Source organism: Haloarcula amylolytica JCM 13557 (assembly GCF_000336615.1).
GTDB lineage: Archaea > Halobacteriota > Halobacteria > Halobacteriales > Haloarculaceae > Haloarcula > Haloarcula amylolytica.
Window position 1 is genome coordinate 1 of sequence record NZ_AOLW01000050.1, and the last position, 19,280, is coordinate 19,280.

Sequence of the window (19,280 nt, forward strand, 5' to 3'; positions counted from 1 at the left end):
CGTGGATTTCACCGTCTGCTTGCTTGGTATTGGACACACCTTCAGCAAGCAGACCTCTCAACTAACCGGCTTTGTGAAGTACTGAAACTGGATACGCTCGTCAACGTGTTTGTCGAATGCTACGAGGAACCGTCCATCCGGAGTAGAGCGTCTTGGATCCGAACGACGACGAGGTGGCGTTTATTTTCGCCGACGATGTGGTATGAGAGAATCCGACACCGTCAGTCACCGAGCTAATTATCGAGTTCACTCAGGAACAAAGGCACACGAAGCAAGATCAGGTTCGTTCAAGAAGTAGATCCGACGTTAGCCTGCGATAGAAACGATGAACAGCAGTTACTGCTCGCGTCTCACGGCTGAGTTTCAGTTGCAGCGACGAACGAACAACTCGTCGTTGACCCGCTCAACTAAGAATACGCAGTCGTCCACCATCGAGGTCTCGTTGACGTAGGTCGGTCCCCCGTCAGTGGCGACGCGTGACCGTTCTTTCAACAGTAGGTCCGAATAGACTACTACTCGCCCGTGATCATGGGCATAGTTATTGTATGAACCATCCACAAATTCAGGCCCCACGAACGTGATGTCTTTGGGTGTCATCTGATGGCCAGCCATCTGCCGTCCCGCAGCGTACCCCTCGTATTCGGCAACACCATCGAGAGATGCCTGGGGCGGCGTTTCGTCATCCAGCGGGCCGTATTCGTTGTGCCAGACTTGTGCCCCGGATGCTGATACGAGCAGTAAGTAGACGAGAACTACCGTTTTCGTATCGGCGTAACTCGATTCAAGCGCTGTGTCCAGAACCTTGTGCAGAACGAGACCAGAACTGACGGCTAGTGGGGCGAGTGTCCCCCACATGAAATACTCTAAATGGTAACCACCGACAAGCGCGAGCGGGATGACTATGCCACTGAAATGCCACGCGCTGAGCATCAGCGCCCGATTCGATTTCGAACGCAGATAGTAGATTCCCCACCCGATGGTGCTGGCCACTGTGAGTGGCAGGACGACGTTCATAAATATCTGAAAAGTGGTCAGACTGTCACTCAGATACCAGTTGTTGGACGGGAGATACGTGAGCCACCAATTAATTTGGAGGAAGAGAGCGCCGTTGGTCTGCGTTCCGAAGTTGGTCAGCTGAGAGGTATTTGAGGGTTGTAACTTCGTCAAGAGGTGGATCACCCCAGTCCAGGTGACGCCGATCGCGGCAAAAGTGGCAAATTTGCGTCGTTTCTGGGTGGCCCAGTAGATGGCTCCGATCGGCGCCAGAATAACGGCTTCCCACAGATGATTGGTGATCGCCAGTAATAACAGGATGATTGAGGCGTAAAAATACAATTCCCGCTCTTGCTCCGCGTCGATATACGCCAAGAACAGGGCGGCGGTCGTCAGAACGATACTCAACGATTCGGGGAGGTAGGCGTACGCGAAGCGTTGGGTAAGGGGAAACAGCCAGAAGAATCCGGCAGCTAACAGGCCCGCTCGATAGTCAGCGAGATACGACACGAACTTGAAAATCACTATCGACGCGACAAGTATAGACAGGAGACTAATCAATCGGCCGCCCTCGTGGTAGCCGAGTGCGACCAGTGGAGACGCGAGGGTGCTGTGCAAATGCAATGCCGAATAGCTCTCTGATGGCGTGAGAATGAAAAACGAGTTAATCGGCATCCGTGAGAAAGCCAGCGACTGGAAATACCCGGCGATTTCTCGCGACTTGTGAAAGTGCATAGGGATGAGCGTATCCAATAATGGAACGAATAGTAGAGCAGGGAGGGCGACGAGAATCGGTTGCCAATTAATACGAAGGGTTCTATTCATACTGAACGCCAAATTGCAAGCGTATTTAAAATCCCCGACTATGAACTGTCGTCTGGTGGACGTTATCAGATCATCCGTTCTTTCCCACGGACCTTCCTCGGAGCCGGATTCTGGGTGAGAAACGTTCTGACGGATTCTCTCTCACCCGCTGAACCGAGACGGTGTCCGCTCACCCAGATTGCCCTCCCAACCGCCGAACTCCCCACCGGTCGAGAGGCGGTTCATCACAGCCGAACCATCTCCTAAGAAGCGCCGAAGCGTAATTATTCGTTGCAGAGCAAGTAGATATCGCTGACCTAAATAGCACGAAATAGATATTCCCGCGCAAACCAGGCGTCGGTCCAACAGCCAACGAACAAAAACAATCTGCAAAATGAATTTACGGAGAATCAGACTCTAAGCGAAAATATAACCCACACCCTCCATGATTTCAACATGACTGGAGTGGTCAAAACTCTCTGGTTTGTGATAGATACCAGCGGAGATGGGGCCTCGCTAAATGATAATTACTTCGAGAGATATTTCGACTGGGAAACAACGCCAAGCATCCGATTTGGGACCGGAGTTGCCTCGGCTCAAGGATATTCCGCAAGTGTCAGCCTACACAGGAGGGATTTGCCGTATAATTACATCAGTTCAGTGGAGTGGATTAAAATCCAAACCCTTGTCTACAAAGCGAGTTTTGTTATCAAATTCCCGATCCCAGTGGAGTCAGATATCCGAATTGATTAGACGGCAACACGCAGCACTGAGCAGGTCGTTTTCTCGTCTGTAGTCTACGAACCGTGACCGGCAGCAGAGATGCCAAACCACAAACTCAAAACCAATTCGCAAGTCCTGAACGCTGACGGATTTGCGAACGTCGGTGGGACTGAAAATTATTCGCACCTATCCAAATCCAGCGGGAGCGGGTAGGTTGTAGGACTAAACCAGTTCTAGGAAAATCCAAATTCCAATCGGCTCGAAATTGAATCCGACATCCGGGCTTCGTATGATGGAGGAACGTACTACCCAATCACTTCCCCGGCTCAAAAGACATTCATTTCGGCGGCTGGGGCATGAACGGCGAGGAGAACAATATCTACTTTGGGCCGACAATGGTTGGTATCAACAACTGGAACTCAGGCAACTATCGGCTTGTCTGGGCGAGTGACTTACTCCGTCCCTACGGTGGGATCTACTTCGAGGATGGTATCGATCTCCAGTTGTTGCACGAGAACAACAACAACCAGATCGATATGGCAAACGTCGTCTGGTACTACGAGGAATAGCGACCTCGTTGATCACGTTGTCACGTCTCTACAGTCGTCTGTTTATCGAATCCGCTAAAACAGATACGCTTCCGTCTACAGAGTGGCACTAATTCGTCATATTATATTCACCTGGATATTGTGGAAATATATGATCTATTTAAGCCCAACAATGTCTCGAATCCGAATGAACCGATCATAACCGAGCAGTCGCTTGATAAACTTGACACCGTACCAGCGAACCGCAGTTTTAAGGACGATAGGTGGTGACGCCTCGAGGATTGCCGCAAGTTCATCAGGGTCCGTCTCGTACCAGATATTCCAGCGCCCCAATCGGTGGTTCAGATGGTCCCGTGGAATCCGAACAGGTTCTGAGGTGAATATATACTCGTAGCCCGATTCATATACGGCCTTGAAAACCTTTTCATTATATGCCCCCAGTGGAATGGAAATTGACTGACATTGTCCGAGTTCTGCCGCGATAGCAGCCTTTGACTCCGTTAGTTCCTGCTGACATCTCTGTGTATTCGCCTTGAGCAGATTGGCGTGAGTCATAGTGTGACTACCGATACAGTGACCTCGCTGGTCGAGGTCATAAATCTGATTCCAGTCCAGGAAGCCGTCCTCTCCGACCCGATCAATCACTATAAAAAAATGGCCTCGATACCCGTACGCCTCCAATTGACGGGCCGCCTCCATCGCCGTCCGTCCTCCATCGTCAAACGTGAGGTACACAGGGCGGTTTGGGGGATTGTCAGTGATTAACGCCGGTTCGAACGCCGAGTCAGCAATGGTCGAGAGATGGCGGTCGAACATCTCGGGAGCGAGTTTATATCGCCACGAGCCATCCGTGACGAATCCGGAAGTGTCTGCCTCTTCTTGTGGGACGATATCATGATACAACAGCGCCAGGCCGCTGGTGGGCGAGCCGAGGAGATCACGAATCATGTGTTGAGTTGTACGCATTGATACCGAACCGTTGGACACGGCGCTTCCAAGTCAGCCACGCGCTCAGCTTTGGCATCCCCCATAGGGCTCCTTGTCGGTCGTCTGCTGGAATCGGCTCCGCCTCTCCATCAGCAACCGCGGTAATCACAGGCGTGAGCGAGGGAAGGTTGTCCGCAACCACCTTCAGCTGGATGTAGACGTGTTCGTCGTCCACAGGATTGAAAGTGGTCCCGTCTTGAGCGAAGATCTCACCCGTATCGATACCATCGTTAATGCGGATGAGGGAGAATCCCACCTTGTCGTCCTCGCCGTTGGCAAGCGCCCAGAAGCAGCCGTGTTGGTTGCGGTACTCTGGGCAGATTCCTGGATGAATGACGAATGTTCCGTAGTTAGGAATCGTGTAGACCGATTTAGAGAGTAACACCTTGCACCGGGCAAGCATCAGATCTGGAGTCAAATTTCGGAGGATGTTCGCCGTTTCTTCGTTATTTGGGTCTACAACGCTGTACTCCGGTACCGAAAAATCTGGATATTCCGCTTGCGCGTCCGAGATGAGGGCGTCAATCTTCGGCATTTCCTTGTCTTTAAGAGCAGCACGATAGTACAGCCGATACGCGATAGCATCAAGGAGGCCAGTAATTCCAGATCGCCGCAACTCGTGTTTCAGGGTGTTCACCTGTCGTGTCCAGTCCGATTCAATAACAATCTCGCCGACTAGATCGGTCGTCGCGGCAAGCCAGCGGCCGACCACCTCCCGGTCGAACCGCGACTCTCGGTGGCGAAGAAGCACCGTCTGTGGAGTAGTCATCACCCAACACATCCCTATCGCCGACCATAAGTGCAGTGGACACACCGATGGCCGTTTGAGGATTGTCCGATATGCAGCAAGACGTTCGCCGCAAACCACCGGCGGACTCAGGGGAAACAAATCCGCGGTTTTATACACCTGCTCGGGAAATCGACTGGCAACCTGCGATGGTCAATATCTCGGTGGTTCTACCAACGTACGGTGGTGATGACCCGGATGCACTGCGGGAAGCTATCGAAAGCATCGTCTCCCAGACACGGGTTCCCGACGAACTAGTCATCGTCCGTGATGGGCCAGTACCGGAAACCAACCAAACAATCATCGATAACTTCGAGTCTAAGTATTCGTTCGTGCGGCACGTCCCACTGGCAGAGAACCAAGGACGAGCCCTCGCACGAAAAGTCGGGGTGGAACGCTGCCAGGGTGACGTCGTGGCGATGATGGACGCTGACGACCTCTGTGTCCCCACACGGTTAGAGCGGCAGGAAACCTACCTGCAGAACAATCCCGAGGTTGACGTAGTCGGAGCGCAGCTACTTGAATTCGACCCCGAGAATGGCGAGAAGCTCGGTGTGCGTACCCTTCCGACGGATCACGAGGAGATTCGTGACCTAGCGAAGACCCGCTCGCCCGTTTCCCAGAGTACGGTGATATTCAAACGGACTGCGGCCCTTGATATCGGAAACTATCGGGACGTCGACCGCATGGAAGACTACGGCCTCTGGGTTCGGATGCTCGTCAACGGCGCCCGGTTTGCCAATATCCCCGAAGTCTTGGTCAAGGCACGAACGGGCGAGAAGATGTACGAGCGCCGTGCCGGCTGGGAATATGCGCGTGAAGAACTACGCCTCCAGCGAGAGTTTGTAGCGCTCGGCTTCATCTCGCCGTTGCAGGCACTTCGTAACGTCGCATTCCGAGTGCCAATTCGCTTCGTGCCGAACGCCATTCGTGCTTACGTCTACGAAACGCTGTTCCGCACGGAGCCGTCCGTCGGCATCCCGGAGACGAGCACAGTGAGTGTCGGCCACGAGACGGATGTCTCGTCGGACGAGACGAAGGACCGGTGAGCCAAACAAAATGTCAGTGTGTTACCTCATAACGAACGAGTTCGCAGGAATCCCAGCGGAAACGAGGTACCAGTGGGCCCGAGCTCCACCCCGATGCCGACGACGCTCACCGGTGCTCGGCAATCTTGGCGCTATCCCGTTCCTTGAGGAAAAGAACCGATATAATGAGGTTGCCACGTGATGCTTGTGAAGCCACTCGCGGAGTGTCGGGCAGTCTTGTTCGTGAATCAGCAAATCAAGTACGACCCAGCGACCGACCAGTACAGTTCGGACTACACGAATCTTATCGATTTCCTCTTCAAGGCCAGCAGCATCTTCAAGGAACTCCACATCTGCTTGCCCGTTGGGGAGGGTACCGGGAGAACGACGCACGATCTACCTGCGAACGTGCGCATCATCCATCTTCCGTTCTACCATGGCCCGACCGACCTGCTCCGATCGATCCATCGTGTGGTGCCACGTCTCCTGCATATCGTCCGGTCCGAGCCGGTTCGTCAGGCCGACATCATCGGAACGGTCGCACCGAGTACACTTGGCGCGATTACTGTGCCGATCTCCTACTACGTCTACGGGAAACCCCATTTCCTGCTCATGCGAGGAGACAAACGCAAGACGGTCGCGGCTAGAACCGATGGAGCACTACTGCGTAGTCTGCTGATCGGGACGCCAATCAAAGCGTACGACCAACTCTTCGGGAAGATGTCGTTTAACGATGATGTCGTGTTACTTACGATCGGTGACCTCTCGGACGCCATCGGGGGGTACGGCTACGACGCCGACAGCGCCCACGTCATCACACCGCTCGTCCCCGAGGAGTTGCTTGTTGATGAACCAACCGTCTCCGATCATGCCACAGACCTGCTCTACGTTGGCCGGCTCTCCGAGGAGAAGGCAATAGACGACTTGTTGCGTGGCTTCCAGCGACTCGATACGAGAGACGATACGGTCCACCTCCACGTTGTCGGGTCCGGGCCGAGTGCTACCCAGCTCAAGCAGTTAGCAGCCCAATTGGGTATCACCGACGCGGTAACATTCCACGGGTTCGTCCCGAAGGGCCCGGACCTGTGGGCATACTTCGATGACGCGGATATCTTTGTGTTGCCCTCACAAACGGAGGGGCTTCCTCGAGTCGTCGCGGAGGCGATGGCCCGTGGCTTACCAGTCGTCACGACGGCGGTGGGTGGACTCCCTGAACTGATCGACCATGGTCGAAATGGTATGCTGGTTGACCCGAGAAACGTGGATGTCCTTATGGACACCATCGAAACGGTAAGGGAGGACGCTAACCTTCGATTTCATCTCGCGACGGAGGGGCAGAAAACCGCGACACAATTGACTTTTGAAGCGAACAGACAGCGACTGCTGGAAATCCTTTCAAGAGCGCTCTGCAAGTCGGATCCCCAGAGCTGAAGTCATAAAAGTCCGCCAGACAGCTGAATCGGGATGGGGCGAACCAATCGTACGCCTCTTGTATTTGCCGAAGATTTCCAGAACCAAACCGAGGAGCGCGAAACGAGTGGCGTCTACAAAAATAAAAAGGAACGCTCTTGTGTAGAGGATTGTCGGTGAGTTCTCAGGCGTAGGTGGAGTTCAAAGCGGGCAAAGTTAGCGCGGCCGCGCCACCCGACGAACGATGTTCCTATTGAAGACGTTCCTCGGAGCGTCGGTCCGCAAATCTGCTGGCACAGATTCGCTGGGGTGACGGCGTCTATTTCCCCCGCCGCTATGCCGAATCACCGATTCGGTACGGCAGCAATCGGCTCTATCAACGGTATATGTGTAAGGATTGCGGCCAGACGTTCAAAGGTAAGACTGACACGGTCTTCGGGTACTCGACGATACCGCTCAGGAAGGGTATCTCACAGTCTACACTCACATCCGGCTGAACGCCAGTATTCGGCAACTGGACACTGAAATCGCCGTCACCTACAAAACGGTCTATCGGCGCGTCCAGCGACCGCAGGAAGCGCTGGACGCGCCTCGACCACAGCTCGACGGCCCGGTGGAGATCGACGAACTGTAAGTGTCTTCAGAAAAAAGGCCGCGAGCGCGACGATCGATCGTGCCCGCGTGGCCTATCTAAGCGTGGACGTGGAACGTACCACGAGGACAAGCTGCCGGTGTTCATCCTCGCCGATCGTGGTACTGGAGAGACGTACATTCACTCGGCAAAAAGCTCCGACAAATTGACGATTCGACTCCTGCTTAGCAACCGCCAACAGGAGCCGCTAACTGTCTACACTGACGGCTTTCGAGTCTACGACCCACTCGATGAGGACGATGCCTTCGACCGGGAGTACTCATCCACGGCGAAGGCGAATACGCTGGTGACGACTTTTACGTCAGCATATGCGAGAGGCGTCTCCAAAGACAAGCTCACGCCGTATCTAAGAGGACTTCAATTATGCCAGCGCGTTCGCCGCAAACACGATGACGAAGCACTCAAAATCACCCTCAAAACCGCACTATGACTTCATCAACAATCTCTTAACGATAAGCGATTAAGAGAGCCAACCCTACCGAAATCAGTAACCGAACAACTGAAGTGAGACACTAGAGTCTGTCCGCTGTAGCGATTAAACGAAGCGACGTGTCTTCCACGAATCCAGATATGAACGATACTATTGGAACTACTAAACGAGCATTACACAATATCGGACGGCAGAGCTACACAGCGTATCACGATTACTTTTCAGTCTATCGGAAATACATCGCTGAACATAAAGCAATCGGCGGTGCCGACCTCTCGGACTGTCGTGTGCTGGACTTTGGCTGTGGCTATCACTATCCCACTGTCGCACTTCTCGACGGTCGGGCCAATACTGCTACTGGTCTTGATATCATCGATGTCTTCTACACAGACCCACTCGCCAAGCAGGTCACGGATGCAGGTGTCCCCAGAGGGCTGTTCCGCTACTTGAGTGCGAAGGTTTACTATCGATATCTTGACTGGTTCGCCTACGAGGAGCCGACTCCGGAATACACACGGCCGGACACGTACGATGGGAAACAATTTCCGTACGATGCCGACTCGTTCGATGCCTTCTACTCAAACGGTGCATTCCACCTCATCAACAACTACGAGGAGATAATCGAAGAGATTGCCCGGGTCGTATCCTCGGATGGGTACGTGAACATGAATTTCCGGAACGAGGTGTCGCTGCACGGCTACAATACCCCCAATTGTACCCATCCTGCCTTCGAGGACGGCGTACCCCGGCCGTGGGCACACCTCCGTGATTGGGATCCTGCGGAACTCGGCTTATTTGGGCCGGACGACTACGAGGCCATCTTTGAGACGTTCGAGTCCATGTTCAATGAAGTGCACATCTATCTCTCCGACCGGAGCAACCACTTGGTTGAGTACGACGCGGACCTGACCCTCCCGACGGAGAACCGCGACCTATTCATCTGGGAGGACGCCGAGGTCACTGACACAGTTCGAGCGGAGACCGGTGTCGACTCCGAAGACATTCTCCTCGGTCGGAGTTTCAAGATTATTGCTATTAACTAAGCGGAAGTTCTCCGAGGATGCGCCAGCATAGACGATTACTGGCTCCCGGACCGCCGGCCGGCCGCGATATCACCGACCGTAGCGAACTGGAACCACGGGGATGTAGCGACCGAGTGAAGGAATCGCTCAAGTACGACAAGGCTCCCATCATCAGTCCCGAACTCGTGATCATGGAATAGCAGGACAATGGGTGCGCGGCTCATCCACCCCCAGAGGTGGTACATCGGCGGGAGCAACCGGTCCAGCGGTCGGTGGTCGGCGGCCCGGTTGTATACGCCTGTGAGGGACCGATCGACTGAAATCGAGTCAAGCGGGGAGAGACCGGAGACGGGAACCTCCAGCAGGGCCCGGTCGCCGTGGGTCGTATGGGACTCTTGAGCCGGCCTATACGGTCGATTGCCAACTTCGCCACGATGATCAACCACGACGCCATCCGGAAGTTCACGGTAGTGGCCCGGGAGCACGGAACTATCGACCGCATAGTCCAGATCCTCAAGAATATTCAGTGTCGTTGTATCTGCACACAGGTTTCCACCCCGGAACGACGTGGCGTCGTACCCCCTGCTGCGGAGGGATTCGGTGGCCTGCTCGAGGAGGTCTCGCTGCAGATTTGGTGCCATCGAGAAGGTTCCATCGACGTCACGGAAGTGAATGTGCGTCCCGATCTCCCCCACATCGGCGAGGGCACGAGCGATATCTGGGAAGTCCTCGACGACGGCGCCAGTGTATTCGGTGAACTGGTCGGTATAGTCGTGTTTCAGGAACCACGTCCCGACAGCGTCGTATCGTTCGAAGAGCCGGATAATCTTCGGCATCACGGCTTCGATCGACGTGTCGCGCTCGATGTCGAAAGTGATGGCAACGTCGATTGGCTCCATTCACTTTTCCTTGTTTCCCACCCAGCTAAATATCTGTTGAGAACACCGCTTTCGGGAAGTCTGTCCAGTCACATTACGTGACGGTCACGTCGCCTCTCAGAAATCGCCCAGTTCGGGGTACGTGTCCGAGAGCACGTTTTCGATCGCCTGTACATGTGTTTCAGCTGTGAACTGACTCGCCCGTGCCACGCTACGTCTGACTAACGTCTTCCAATACTCCTCGTCAGTGCCTAGCTGGTCTAGTGCATCAACCAATGCGTCGATATCTCCTGGGTTGTAGGTGATTCCGGTCTCGTTGGCGAGTAGTGACGGAAGATTCCCAACCGCACTCGCCACGATCGGACAGCCCCGAGCGAGCGCCTCGGGGACGGTCTTGGGAGAGCCTTCACTGCTCGACGGGAGTACGAAGATGTCAGCGCGGTCATACGCATCGTACACGTTCTCGTGGCTCACGTATCCCGTGAACGTCACGTCCTCCGCGATACCAAGGTCATCGGCCGTCCGTTCGAGTGCCTCCCGGTAGGGCCCGTCACCGACGATTTCTAACTCGTACGCACGTGGACGGGAGCGGAGTTCGGCCATCGCCGCCAGCACATCCTGTACGCGTTTGTACTCAACGAGGCGACCGAGATAGAGTAATCTGATCGGGTCGTCATTATCCGGATAGATCCGTGTATCCGGGGTAACGATGTCGTCGCGATTGACGAGCGAGGGGACTATCGACTCGATACGCCCGGCCAGCGCTTCGTACTCCCGTTTCAATTCGTCGCCGGCAGTGAGTACCGCACTATCCCGAACGATGTGATTCACTGCGTAGTCCAGGTACTGGATCCACAAAGTTGCGACCACTCTGGCGACGCCTTCGTGCCCACCGAGGACCTCGTTGGTCACGTTTCCACGGAGGTACACGACCACGGGAACATCGAACACCGAGGCCACTGCATACACGGCCTGCCCAAAAATGTTTGTCGTCGGAATCAAGACGAAATCCCACTCCTGATGGCGATCGTCGAACGCCCGCCAGATGTCACGGAGTAGTATGGGTAGTTCGAGTGTCCGAAGCGTCCAAGGGTTCCGCCACTGGGTGAGTGAGACGATATGAAATGCCGACCCGACATCGACACTCCCGCTTTCCTTGCCCGTGACGACCGGTGAACAGAGGTCTACATTCTCGAAATAGGCCTCCCACCGTTGGTAGAGCTTCACCACGCTGCCGTCAGTCGTGTAGCCACTGTCCTCGCGGTACAGCGTGTTCGCGTTGAATATCCCGAGGTGTAACGACTCGATCATCACGCGGCGGGCTCAGATGTAGCCCATGTCCTCAAGCCACTCTTCCATCTCTTCCTGTTCCCCCTCGTCGATCCGTGTTATTTCGGATTCGCTGATATAGCTGTCCGATTGCACGTTCGCGCCATTGTCCGGACAGATTTCCGTGATGACGGACCCAGTCATCGTCTCGGCAACGGGGAGCCCGAACAGGTGGAGGATTGTCGGCGTTACGTCCGTAATGTCCGCCTCGATCCCCCGTGCGGATTTAACGGCTGGCCCCGACCCAAATATCACGCCGTTGCGTGCATAGACGTGACGACCACGTCCCGACCGGTTGCCGGACGGAATCGTCTCAAAGACGGTACTCGATAACTCCGGATTGACAGTCACATGCTCCGATGCTTGGAACAACAGGTCCGGAATATCGTCGAAGTACGGCCCCTCGTCGTAGATTTCACTTCGGTGGAAGACTTCTTTCATAACGGGGGTCCCCTGGTCGTCGGTGAGCGATACGAGTTTAGATTTGATGTTATCTGCAACGGACCGTTGGTCCTCATCTGGATGGATCTCGATACCACAATTCGTCGCGAGCTGTGCGGTTGACCGTGAACTAATGCCGGGTATCTGGAGGTGGGGCTTATTGATGCCGAGAGTGTGGTCGTCGGCGTCGGTATCGGTGGCGGAATCACCCATCCGTTGTTGGCGGAAGTACAGGACCCGCATCAGCAGGTCCTTGTTTATATACTGCTTCGCGAAGTTTTGGCCGATGCCGAGCAGTCGGGCTCCCACGCGACCGCCTGGGACAGTGAGATAGCCTTCCCGCCGGAGCCATTCATTAAGGTAGAAGACCGTTGTGGGAGGACCTTCGAACCCGTGGTCGCTCAGGAAGATGACCGTGCCGTCGAACTCCGCGAGGAACTCGCCGAGCTTCTCGTCGAGTACCTCGTAGAATGTTTTGAGGTCGTCGGTGTTGTTCCAGAGCCGGTGCTGGAGGAAGTCCGTCTCGCCGATCCAGTACATCAGGAAGTCGTAGTCACCATCGGCTGCCAGTTCTCGGAATGTTCCGAACCGATGGGTAAAGATATCTTTGGCGTGTTGCAACACCTCTTCGTTGTGCTCATAAGGAGGGACCAGGTCCTTGTGCATCCGGTCGTCCTTCTCCTGACAGCGGAAGCCGGCAACCTCCTGTTTGAGCTCCGGCGGGTAGGCGTAGTCGGAGTCTTCTCCCGGCATCGGGTCCCCACTCAACATGACGCCGTTGACCGGGTCGGGAGGGAACGTGGTCCGGACGTTCACGATGCAGGACGCTCGGTCGTGCTCGCCTAGGACCGTCCAGAGTTTCGGGACGGTCACGTCCTGCAGTGAGATGGTCGTACCATCCGGTTTCTGGAATCCGAACAATCCCAGTGTCGCCGGATCACACCCAGTGTAGAGGCTCTGAACAGCAGGGCTGGTATTCGCCGGAATCGTACTTTTAAGCGTTCCGGAGAAGCCGTCCTCATAGACACACTTGAGATTCGGGAGGGTGTCGTCCTCAAGCCAGCCGCGGAGAAGATCCCAAGTCGCGCCGTCAAGCCCTATCAATGCGATCCGCTCAGTCATACGACGGTATCTATAGCGACGCTACTTGAGGATTCGCAAGTGTCTTCGGATTCATAGCATCAAGAAGGAGGGTATCATAGAACGATTACCACACCAAAGAGCAGGGTGAACGCTGAGGTGGAATGAGTTCAGCGACCCTGCAAGATGATCCTTCGGTAGAGTCGTTCTTCAATGTCGCGGAGACGGAGACACTAGCGTTGTTCGAGTATCTCTCGTTCGAGTTTCTCGAAGACTTCGACGTGTTCGCCCCGGCGGAGACGGGGCGAACACGAGAGCATGAGCCACCAGAAATGATGCGTGGCTTCCTCGATTGCTACTACCACGACATCTACGGGATCCGTCCCGTTGAATGAGAGCTTCGGAACACGGTCGTCTGGCTGGGCTGTGGCTTCGATCGACCGCCCTCCAGAGACGCGGTCGATCGCTTTCTCACCGACCTCGAACACGTCGTCGAGGAGGTCTTTGACCGACTCGTCGAGCAGGCCGCCTGCCGCGGCCTGCTCGACTTGACCTACTCCATCGATTCAACCGACGTGAGGGCGATGTCCGCCGATCAAGACGCCTCGAAGTGTTACGATCCAACCGCCGACGAGTACTACCACGGCTACGGCTGCACGATCGTCTCGACCGGGTCAAAGATCCCAATTGCAGCGGAGTTCACTGAGAGTAAGCAAGCGCCAGAAGAGACGGCGATGCGCGTCACGCGTGACGCGCTCGCCGTCGCCAAACCGATGTGGATGCTTGGAGATAGCGCCTACGACACGCTTGACTGGCACGACCACCTGCTGTAATGGTTAAGATAACATTTGAAAGTCAAGGAACTGCTCGCACCACTTCTTTGCGAAGCTGACGCGTTTCGTTATTTTCTCGAAAGNGTGGAGGTCCATACAGACCTCCACCTGCTTGGGAAGAACCTCTAGAACGTCCTTCTGTAGGAGTGCGTTCCCGACTTGTTCAACCGACGTTAGGTCGAACTTCTCGCGGAGGTGGTACAGAATCGTGTTTTGATGAGGAGAGTCTTCACTGGTCTCACAGAGTTCAGATACCGAGGTCCCGTCGGCGCAAGCGCCGACGAGGACCTCGTAGATATCCTCAGCTTCAATTTCAGCATTGTCGCTGAGACCGAGATCAACTTCCTCGTCAAACGTGTTGACGAGGAAGTTAAGAAGCTGGTCCTCGTGGATTTCACCGTCTGCTTGCTTGGTATTGGACACACCTTCAGCAAGCAGACCTCTCAACTAACCGGCTTTGTGAAGTACTGAGTATGCCTTCCACACCACGCAGCAAGGCAATATTGACTCGATACAACAACACGGCATCAAAGCAACAGATTCGACGAACCAAGACACAGACACGATCGAAACAGTCCTCAGCGAGCTCGGCTACGACGACCCGTTCCCATTCGACCGAACTGAAGTCACATACTGCCACATCGACAGCCAATTCGTCGCCGACTTCCTCCCCTCACAAACTGACACGCCTCTCATCTCCGACGAAACGGTGGTCGTCGTCGACGTCGAGAAACTCACCACGCAACTGTACATCGCCGACATGGGTCACGTCTCAGACCTCATAGACTACCACCACGTCGGCCCACACATCATGATGCAGTCAGACACACCCGAAGAAGCCATTGAACAATACCAAGAGAACATCACGAAAGTCGAAACACCAGCCGACATCGCAGCAAGTCTACAAACCGACATCAGTCACACCGAACTCATCATAGACGGCAACGTTCCACCAGCGGCAATCGTTAGTGCCGTTGAATAGACTGCAATCACCAACAGAAACCAATCAGTCACTGAAGATTTCTTCACAGTCACGCGCTATTCGCTGGAGGTCTGTCCTCTGCGGGTCGTTGCTCCCGAACCCGGGCTTATTATCTTCACAGCTTCGTTGTACGCCGTCCTCTTCTGACGGGAGCAAAGCGGACCAGTTGTTCCGCCAACGTTTCGCTGGAAACGTACTAAGATCAATGGTTAGCAAATAATGCCCATCAGAGGGTTTCCGCTTGACGAACTCATCATTCCTGAGGGCAGATTCTGGAATGAAATAGACATCCTCATTTGACGGATCGAATCCATTCTGATCTACCAGATCTAAAAGAGCAACGTACGTTTCGGTAACATCGCCTTGATGATCCTTATTGATAAACTCGACTTCCGCGTCTACGTTGAGTTTAATCGGAGCCGACCGAACCGCTCCGTGTGCTCGTCGGGGACGACCAGCGGGACGGACTCGCGCTCGTGCTCACCGCGCTGGTCGGGGAGCAACCAGTCGTCGACACCCGTCGCGTTGTCGGCCCGGTCGTGGACGTCACGGGCCCACGCGCGGAGTTCCCGAGCGTACCGAGCAAGCGCTACCGCCTTTCGGACCCCGTCGTGTGCGAACGCCGCTCCGTCTTCGGGCATCGATACGGCGACGCGCTCGGTCTGTTCGGCCCCGTCGCGTTCCGTCCAAGAGGCCTGCAGTTCGAGTGTCGCGTCCGCCGCCGTCTGCGTGAGTCGAACGAGGACGACCCCGCCGCGGGCCTGCCCGTCCTGTTTCGCAGAGGGGAACAGCGTCCCGACGTGCATCAGCTGCTCACTCGCATCGTCAGCGGACGGCGAGCCGTGGACGGCTTCAACTTCGTAGCCCGTCGCGTCCAATTCCAGGTCGAGGTTGAAGACGAGCGGCGTCACCATGTAGTCGAACTCCTCGCCGAGTCGCTGTTCGAACTCGTCGGCGGAGTGAATGAAGTAGTGGTTCGCGCCGCGAATCCCCGACACCGTGTCGGCCAGTTCGGCGTTCGCGTCCAGCCCCATCCCGATGAACGTCGTGTGGATACCGTCAGCGGCGGCGTCGGCGAACAATTCGGTGAGCTCGTTCGCCCCGGTCTCCCCGGTGTTGGGCATCATGTCGGTCATGAAGATGACGCGGCGTTCGAGGTCGTGACTGGTGGTTCCGTCGGCCAGCATATCGACGGCCGCCTCGAACCCGTCTTCCATGTTCGTGCTGCCGCCAGCCGCGATGTCACGGATGTGCTGTCGAATCGCGGGCATGTCCGTCGCCCCAACGTCGCGCAGCGGCTTCGCAACGTGTGCCCGATGATTGTACAGGACGACACCGAGGCGGTCCTCGGCGTGGAGCTGCTCGGTAAGCGCACACAGCGACTGCGTCGCTGCTGCGAGTTTCGTCTCGCTCCCGCTCTCGGCCTCGCGCCGGCGTCCCTGCTCATCGTAGTAGTACTGGTCGAACGCGCTGGACATGGACCCCGAGACGTCGAGGACCGCCACGAGGTCCAGTCGCGGTCGTTCGAACTCCTCGACAGACAGGGTCGAATCCAGACCGACAGAGAGGTACTGTTCGGTCTCTCCGGACAACGGGTGGTCGCTGACTGCCGCGGCGTACCGTGGGGCGAACAGCGAGTCCGTCGCTGTCCGCTCACCCGTTTCGAAGTAGTAGTCGTAGAACAGCCCCTCGTCACTGATCGCTTCGGGCTCCGGCGTGTACCCGTTCGCCACGTTCTCGCGGAAGTTCGTCACGTCTTTCGCGCCACCTGCGGCGAGGCCGACTGTCTCCGGACTCGCCATGCTGTCGTTCATCGTACCCATGCTCGCATCTGCCTCCATATTTTCGAGGACCGGCTCCTCGTCACGTGCGAGCATGTGCTGAGCTACGTGGCGACCACACGACGTACACACGAAGTCAGGCGTCTCAACTGGCTGGTCGTCCTGCATCGGGAGCCAGTCGTCGACAGCCCCGGTGTCCTCGTCAACAGTCTTAACCGAGGCCGTCTCGTCGAGGATACCGAACCGACGGTCTATACCGAGTTTCTCGGCCGCGTCGACGACTGCGGACCCGGCAGCGTCGATTGCCTGCCCTGCCCGGAGTTGGTCTCCACAGTGCGGGCACTCGTGTGCGATCGCCTGTGACGTGTCGACGGGCGCGGCACCGAGGAGCCCGGTAATCTCGTACGTTTCGCCGGTTTCGAGATCCCACAGCGAGTCGCTATCCGGCGTGGCGAGTATGCTGAACTGGTCGCCTGCCTGGTCGGTGACGAGCAGGCGGCAAACTGTCGCTCCGTCGCAGGCGAGTGGTCGTTTAGTGATGAACTCGACCGTGAGGTCGAGTCGTGCGCCGGGCCGTACGTCCGCGAATATCCCATCCATTGTTTGCTGATAGCTGCCGCTCACCCGGGCAGCCTGCGGGTCCTCGACGACGATACACGCGCCTCCCTCGCGTGCAAGCCAATAAGCACCATCACAGTGGTGCTTTTGTCACACTTACACCCAACATTATGCCTCATGCTGATATAAATGTTTCGTCAGCACGCATCATAGAGTTGGATAAGCCAGTGTAATCTACAGTACGATGTTGTTTAATTCTGATCGAGGGTCAAACAGGACGTATCGAGTGGTTTCGACCCGCAAACCCACCGTTGCGACGGTGAGTAAACGGTCGTAACAATCATTGCGATGGCGCTCGTCGAATAGGCAACAGCCCAATGTCCATCGATGCCGGTGACGCCTTAGTCGAGTCCCTCCACCAACACAACCCCTGGTGGGACAACGGGGCCGACGCCTTCGACCTTCCTGCACGGCAGAAAAGCGACTTCTACCATCTCGCACGTCCGAACGCGTCCGGAAGCCAATTCGAAGACCAATCCATCCTCGCACTGGTCGGCCGGCGCGGCGTCGGCAAAACCACGCTCCTCCACCAGTTCATCCAGCACCGAATCGACACCGGCGACGCCCCCGAGCAATTCCTCTATCTCCCATTCGACGCGGACCCACTCTATCAGCTGCAGTCCGACGAGCAACTCGCGCGCGCAGTCCGCTACTACGAAAGCCGCGTCTACGGTCGCACTCCAGACGACGGCCCGCAGTTCATCCTTCTCGATGATATCCACCAGATCCAACACGCGAACAAACCAACAATCGACGGATGGGGAGACCCCGTCGCCAAACTCATCGAGCAGACACCGGACCGGCACGTCATCATGACAGCCAGCGCCGAGGTCCAAATCGAACGAGAACTCGCCGATAGCGAAGTTTCCCCGGGCGCGTACGACGTGCAACCGATTCTCCCCGAGAAGTTCCGAGACTACCTGTTCACACTCTACCCCGACCTCGAAGCCGAAGACAACCGCGTCAGTCCGAGTTCGATACGCGCAGGCGAGAACAGTCTCCCGACAGCGATAGCCGACGCGGACACTGCGGGACTTGCGGCGGAACTGCAGCGCAAGTACGAGAAAGTCAGCGACGCGGAACGCCGGGTACAGTCGCAAGTCGTCGAGTACCTGACGATGGGCGGCATCATCAGCTACGAACACGACGGCGCTGTCGAATCAGCTAGCGCCCTCACACCGAAAGACTACGAGCGTCTCCGCGAGAACGTCAGGGCAGCCCTGTATCAGGACGTCCCCGGCTTCGAATCAATTCAAACAATTGCCGACCTGGAGCGCCTCTGCGCACTGGCCGCTCGGAACCGCGCGACAGAATCGTTCCGCTACCAGGAACTCGTCGAGCTATTCGACGTCGACCGACGCACAATCGCCGACAGCTACCTCCCCGCACTCAGCGAACTATACGTACTCACTGGCGTCACCGAGTACGACAACAGTCGCCCGCGCGGCGTCAGACTCTACCTCCGCGACACCGGCCTCGCAACAGCCCTTTCTGATGGTGATGCATCGGCTGTTCGCAACGATTTCCAGCGGGAAGCAGACCTCGCCCGCGTCGCCGCCTTCGACCACACGATGCGTTTCGCCTACGGCGTTAACGCCACGCAAGGAAACGACACGACACCAAATGTTCAGTACTGGCGTGGACGAGACGGAGAAGTCGACTTCGTCTTCGAAATCGGAGACACGCCTGTTCCAATCGGACTTGCCTATCGGTCGCGCGACAGGGACACGGCACTTGCCGCCGTCCGGGAGTTCCAAGACGAATATGACGCACCGGTGGGTTTCCTCCTCGCAGGCGATACCGTTCACGGCTCGGAACCAATCCAACAAGTAGACGAGAATATCATTCAGCTTCCGTACTGGCTGTACCTTTTACTTTGTTAGAGGCGCAACCAGAGACTGAACCATGGTAGACGGATCGCAGCCGAGTTCGTTGACTGCGTAATTGTGTGTTG

General features: G+C 56.1%; 14 protein-coding genes and 3 pseudogenes. 9 read left to right on the forward strand and 8 right to left on the reverse strand.

Features of this window, described 5'->3' with window-relative positions; genetic code table 11:
* Window positions 1-363: 363 nt before the first annotated feature.
* The gene (locus C442_RS18050; RefSeq protein WP_008312992.1) at window positions 364-1,818 is read right to left on the reverse strand and encodes a hypothetical protein; all 1,455 of its coding nucleotides are present in this window, start codon (window positions 1,816-1,818) and stop codon (window positions 364-366) included.
* Window positions 1,819-2,253: 435 nt separating this feature from the next.
* On the opposite strand from C442_RS18050, the gene C442_RS21590 reads away from it, so the two are divergent.
* Together C442_RS21590 and C442_RS18055 are read left to right on the forward strand one after the other, a co-directional pair.
* Window positions 2,254-2,550, forward strand: coding sequence for a hypothetical protein (locus C442_RS21590; RefSeq protein ID WP_152418487.1), 297 nt, complete (start codon window positions 2,254-2,256; stop codon window positions 2,548-2,550).
* A 326-nt stretch (window positions 2,551-2,876) separates the two neighbouring features.
* Window positions 2,877-3,089 (forward strand): hypothetical protein, encoded by a 213-nt coding sequence (locus C442_RS18055; RefSeq protein WP_008312993.1) that lies wholly within the window; start codon window positions 2,877-2,879, stop codon window positions 3,087-3,089.
* Between the two features lie 135 nt (window positions 3,090-3,224).
* Here C442_RS18055 and C442_RS18060 read toward each other — a convergent pair whose 3' ends face one another.
* Both C442_RS18060 and C442_RS18065 read right to left on the reverse strand, forming a co-directional pair.
* The gene (locus C442_RS18060) at window positions 3,225-4,016 is read right to left on the reverse strand and encodes a polysaccharide deacetylase family protein (protein WP_008312994.1); all 792 of its coding nucleotides are present in this window, start codon (window positions 4,014-4,016) and stop codon (window positions 3,225-3,227) included.
* On the reverse strand, window positions 4,006-4,824 hold the full coding sequence (locus tag C442_RS18065) for a formyltransferase family protein (RefSeq protein ID WP_008312995.1): 819 nt from the start codon (window positions 4,822-4,824) through the stop codon (window positions 4,006-4,008). The genes C442_RS18060 and C442_RS18065 overlap by 11 nt, the downstream gene beginning before the upstream one ends.
* A 71-nt stretch (window positions 4,825-4,895) precedes the next feature.
* Between C442_RS18065 and C442_RS18070 the strand changes: the two genes are divergently transcribed.
* The 4 genes and pseudogenes from C442_RS18070 (at window position 4,896) to C442_RS18085 (ending at window position 9,405) form a co-directional block, all read left to right on the forward strand.
* Complete coding sequence (locus C442_RS18070) at window positions 4,896-5,891, forward strand: glycosyltransferase (RefSeq protein WP_080504339.1); 996 nt, start codon at window positions 4,896-4,898, stop codon at window positions 5,889-5,891.
* Between the two features lie 180 nt (window positions 5,892-6,071).
* Window positions 6,072-7,301, forward strand: a complete 1,230-nt coding sequence (locus C442_RS18075) for a glycosyltransferase (RefSeq protein ID WP_008312997.1) — start codon at window positions 6,072-6,074, stop codon at window positions 7,299-7,301.
* Window positions 7,302-7,524: 223 nt separating this feature from the next.
* Window positions 7,525-8,362, forward strand: a pseudogene (locus tag C442_RS18080) (transposase).
* 140 nt (window positions 8,363-8,502) lie between these two features.
* A complete protein-coding gene (locus C442_RS18085; protein WP_049943092.1) occupies window positions 8,503-9,405 on the forward strand; it encodes a methyltransferase domain-containing protein in 903 nt (300 codons plus the stop codon).
* A gap of 35 nt (window positions 9,406-9,440) precedes the next feature.
* Here C442_RS18085 and C442_RS18090 read toward each other — a convergent pair whose 3' ends face one another.
* The 3 genes from C442_RS18090 to C442_RS18100 all read right to left on the reverse strand — a co-directional run bounded on the left by C442_RS18090 (window position 9,441) and on the right by C442_RS18100 (window position 13,154).
* Complete coding sequence (locus C442_RS18090) at window positions 9,441-10,283, reverse strand: polysaccharide deacetylase family protein (protein ID WP_008313001.1); 843 nt, start codon at window positions 10,281-10,283, stop codon at window positions 9,441-9,443.
* A 96-nt stretch (window positions 10,284-10,379) separates the two neighbouring features.
* Window positions 10,380-11,573 (reverse strand): glycosyltransferase family 4 protein, encoded by a 1,194-nt coding sequence (locus tag C442_RS18095; RefSeq protein ID WP_008313003.1) that lies wholly within the window; start codon window positions 11,571-11,573, stop codon window positions 10,380-10,382.
* Between the two features lie 12 nt (window positions 11,574-11,585).
* Window positions 11,586-13,154, reverse strand: coding sequence for an alkaline phosphatase family protein (locus C442_RS18100; protein ID WP_008313005.1), 1,569 nt, complete (start codon window positions 13,152-13,154; stop codon window positions 11,586-11,588).
* Window positions 13,155-13,276: 122 nt separating this feature from the next.
* Between C442_RS18100 and C442_RS18105 the strand changes: the two are divergent.
* A pseudogene (locus tag C442_RS18105) lies at window positions 13,277-13,942 on the forward strand (transposase); the annotation flags it as partial.
* Between the two features lie 87 nt (window positions 13,943-14,029).
* Here the strand turns inward: C442_RS18105 and C442_RS18110 are convergent.
* A pseudogene (locus tag C442_RS18110) lies at window positions 14,030-14,368 on the reverse strand (ISH3 family transposase); the annotation flags it as partial.
* Window positions 14,369-14,654: 286 nt separating this feature from the next.
* On the opposite strand from C442_RS18110, the gene C442_RS18115 reads away from it, so the two are divergent.
* Window positions 14,655-14,927 carry a hypothetical protein gene (locus tag C442_RS18115; protein WP_008313012.1) on the forward strand — a complete coding sequence of 91 codons (273 nt, stop codon included), beginning with the start codon at window positions 14,655-14,657 and terminating at the stop codon, window positions 14,925-14,927.
* A 398-nt stretch (window positions 14,928-15,325) separates the two neighbouring features.
* Here the strand turns inward: C442_RS18115 and C442_RS18120 are convergent, their stop codons facing one another.
* Entirely contained in the window at window positions 15,326-17,308 is a 1,983-nt protein-coding gene (locus C442_RS18120; RefSeq protein ID WP_008313014.1) for a vWA domain-containing protein, read from the reverse strand.
* A 335-nt stretch (window positions 17,309-17,643) separates the two neighbouring features.
* Here C442_RS18120 and C442_RS18125 point away from each other — a divergent pair, with 335 nt between their 5' ends.
* Window positions 17,644-19,209: an ATP-binding protein gene (locus C442_RS18125; protein ID WP_008313015.1), complete on the forward strand. Its 1,566-nt coding sequence runs from the start codon at window positions 17,644-17,646 to the stop codon at window positions 19,207-19,209.
* Window positions 19,210-19,280: the final 71 nt, after the last annotated feature.

Bases quoted from the DNA above. Each gene is read 5' to 3' on its own strand.
- C442_RS18065 (WP_008312995.1), bottom strand. From the start codon at position 4,824: ATGACTACTCCACAGACGGTGCTTCTTCGCCACCGAGAGTCGCGGTTC.
- C442_RS18085 (WP_049943092.1), top strand. From the start codon at position 8,503: ATGAACGATACTATTGGAACTACTAAACGAGCATTACACAATATCGGA.
- C442_RS18055 (WP_008312993.1), top strand. From the start codon at position 2,877: ATGAACGGCGAGGAGAACAATATCTACTTTGGGCCGACAATGGTTGGT.
- C442_RS18125 (WP_008313015.1), top strand. From the start codon at position 17,644: ATGTCCATCGATGCCGGTGACGCCTTAGTCGAGTCCCTCCACCAACAC.
- C442_RS18095 (WP_008313003.1), bottom strand. From the start codon at position 11,573: ATGATCGAGTCGTTACACCTCGGGATATTCAACGCGAACACGCTGTAC.
- C442_RS18050 (WP_008312992.1), bottom strand. From the start codon at position 1,818: ATGAATAGAACCCTTCGTATTAATTGGCAACCGATTCTCGTCGCCCTC.
- C442_RS21590 (WP_152418487.1), top strand. From the start codon at position 2,254: ATGACTGGAGTGGTCAAAACTCTCTGGTTTGTGATAGATACCAGCGGA.
- C442_RS18060 (WP_008312994.1), bottom strand. From the start codon at position 4,016: ATGATTCGTGATCTCCTCGGCTCGCCCACCAGCGGCCTGGCGCTGTTG.
- C442_RS18070 (WP_080504339.1), top strand. From the start codon at position 4,896: ATGCAGCAAGACGTTCGCCGCAAACCACCGGCGGACTCAGGGGAAACA.
- C442_RS18075 (WP_008312997.1), top strand. From the start codon at position 6,072: ATGCTTGTGAAGCCACTCGCGGAGTGTCGGGCAGTCTTGTTCGTGAAT.
- C442_RS18120 (WP_008313014.1), bottom strand. From the start codon at position 17,308: ATGGATGGGATATTCGCGGACGTACGGCCCGGCGCACGACTCGACCTC.
- C442_RS18090 (WP_008313001.1), bottom strand. From the start codon at position 10,283: ATGGAGCCAATCGACGTTGCCATCACTTTCGACATCGAGCGCGACACG.
- C442_RS18100 (WP_008313005.1), bottom strand. From the start codon at position 13,154: ATGACTGAGCGGATCGCATTGATAGGGCTTGACGGCGCGACTTGGGAT.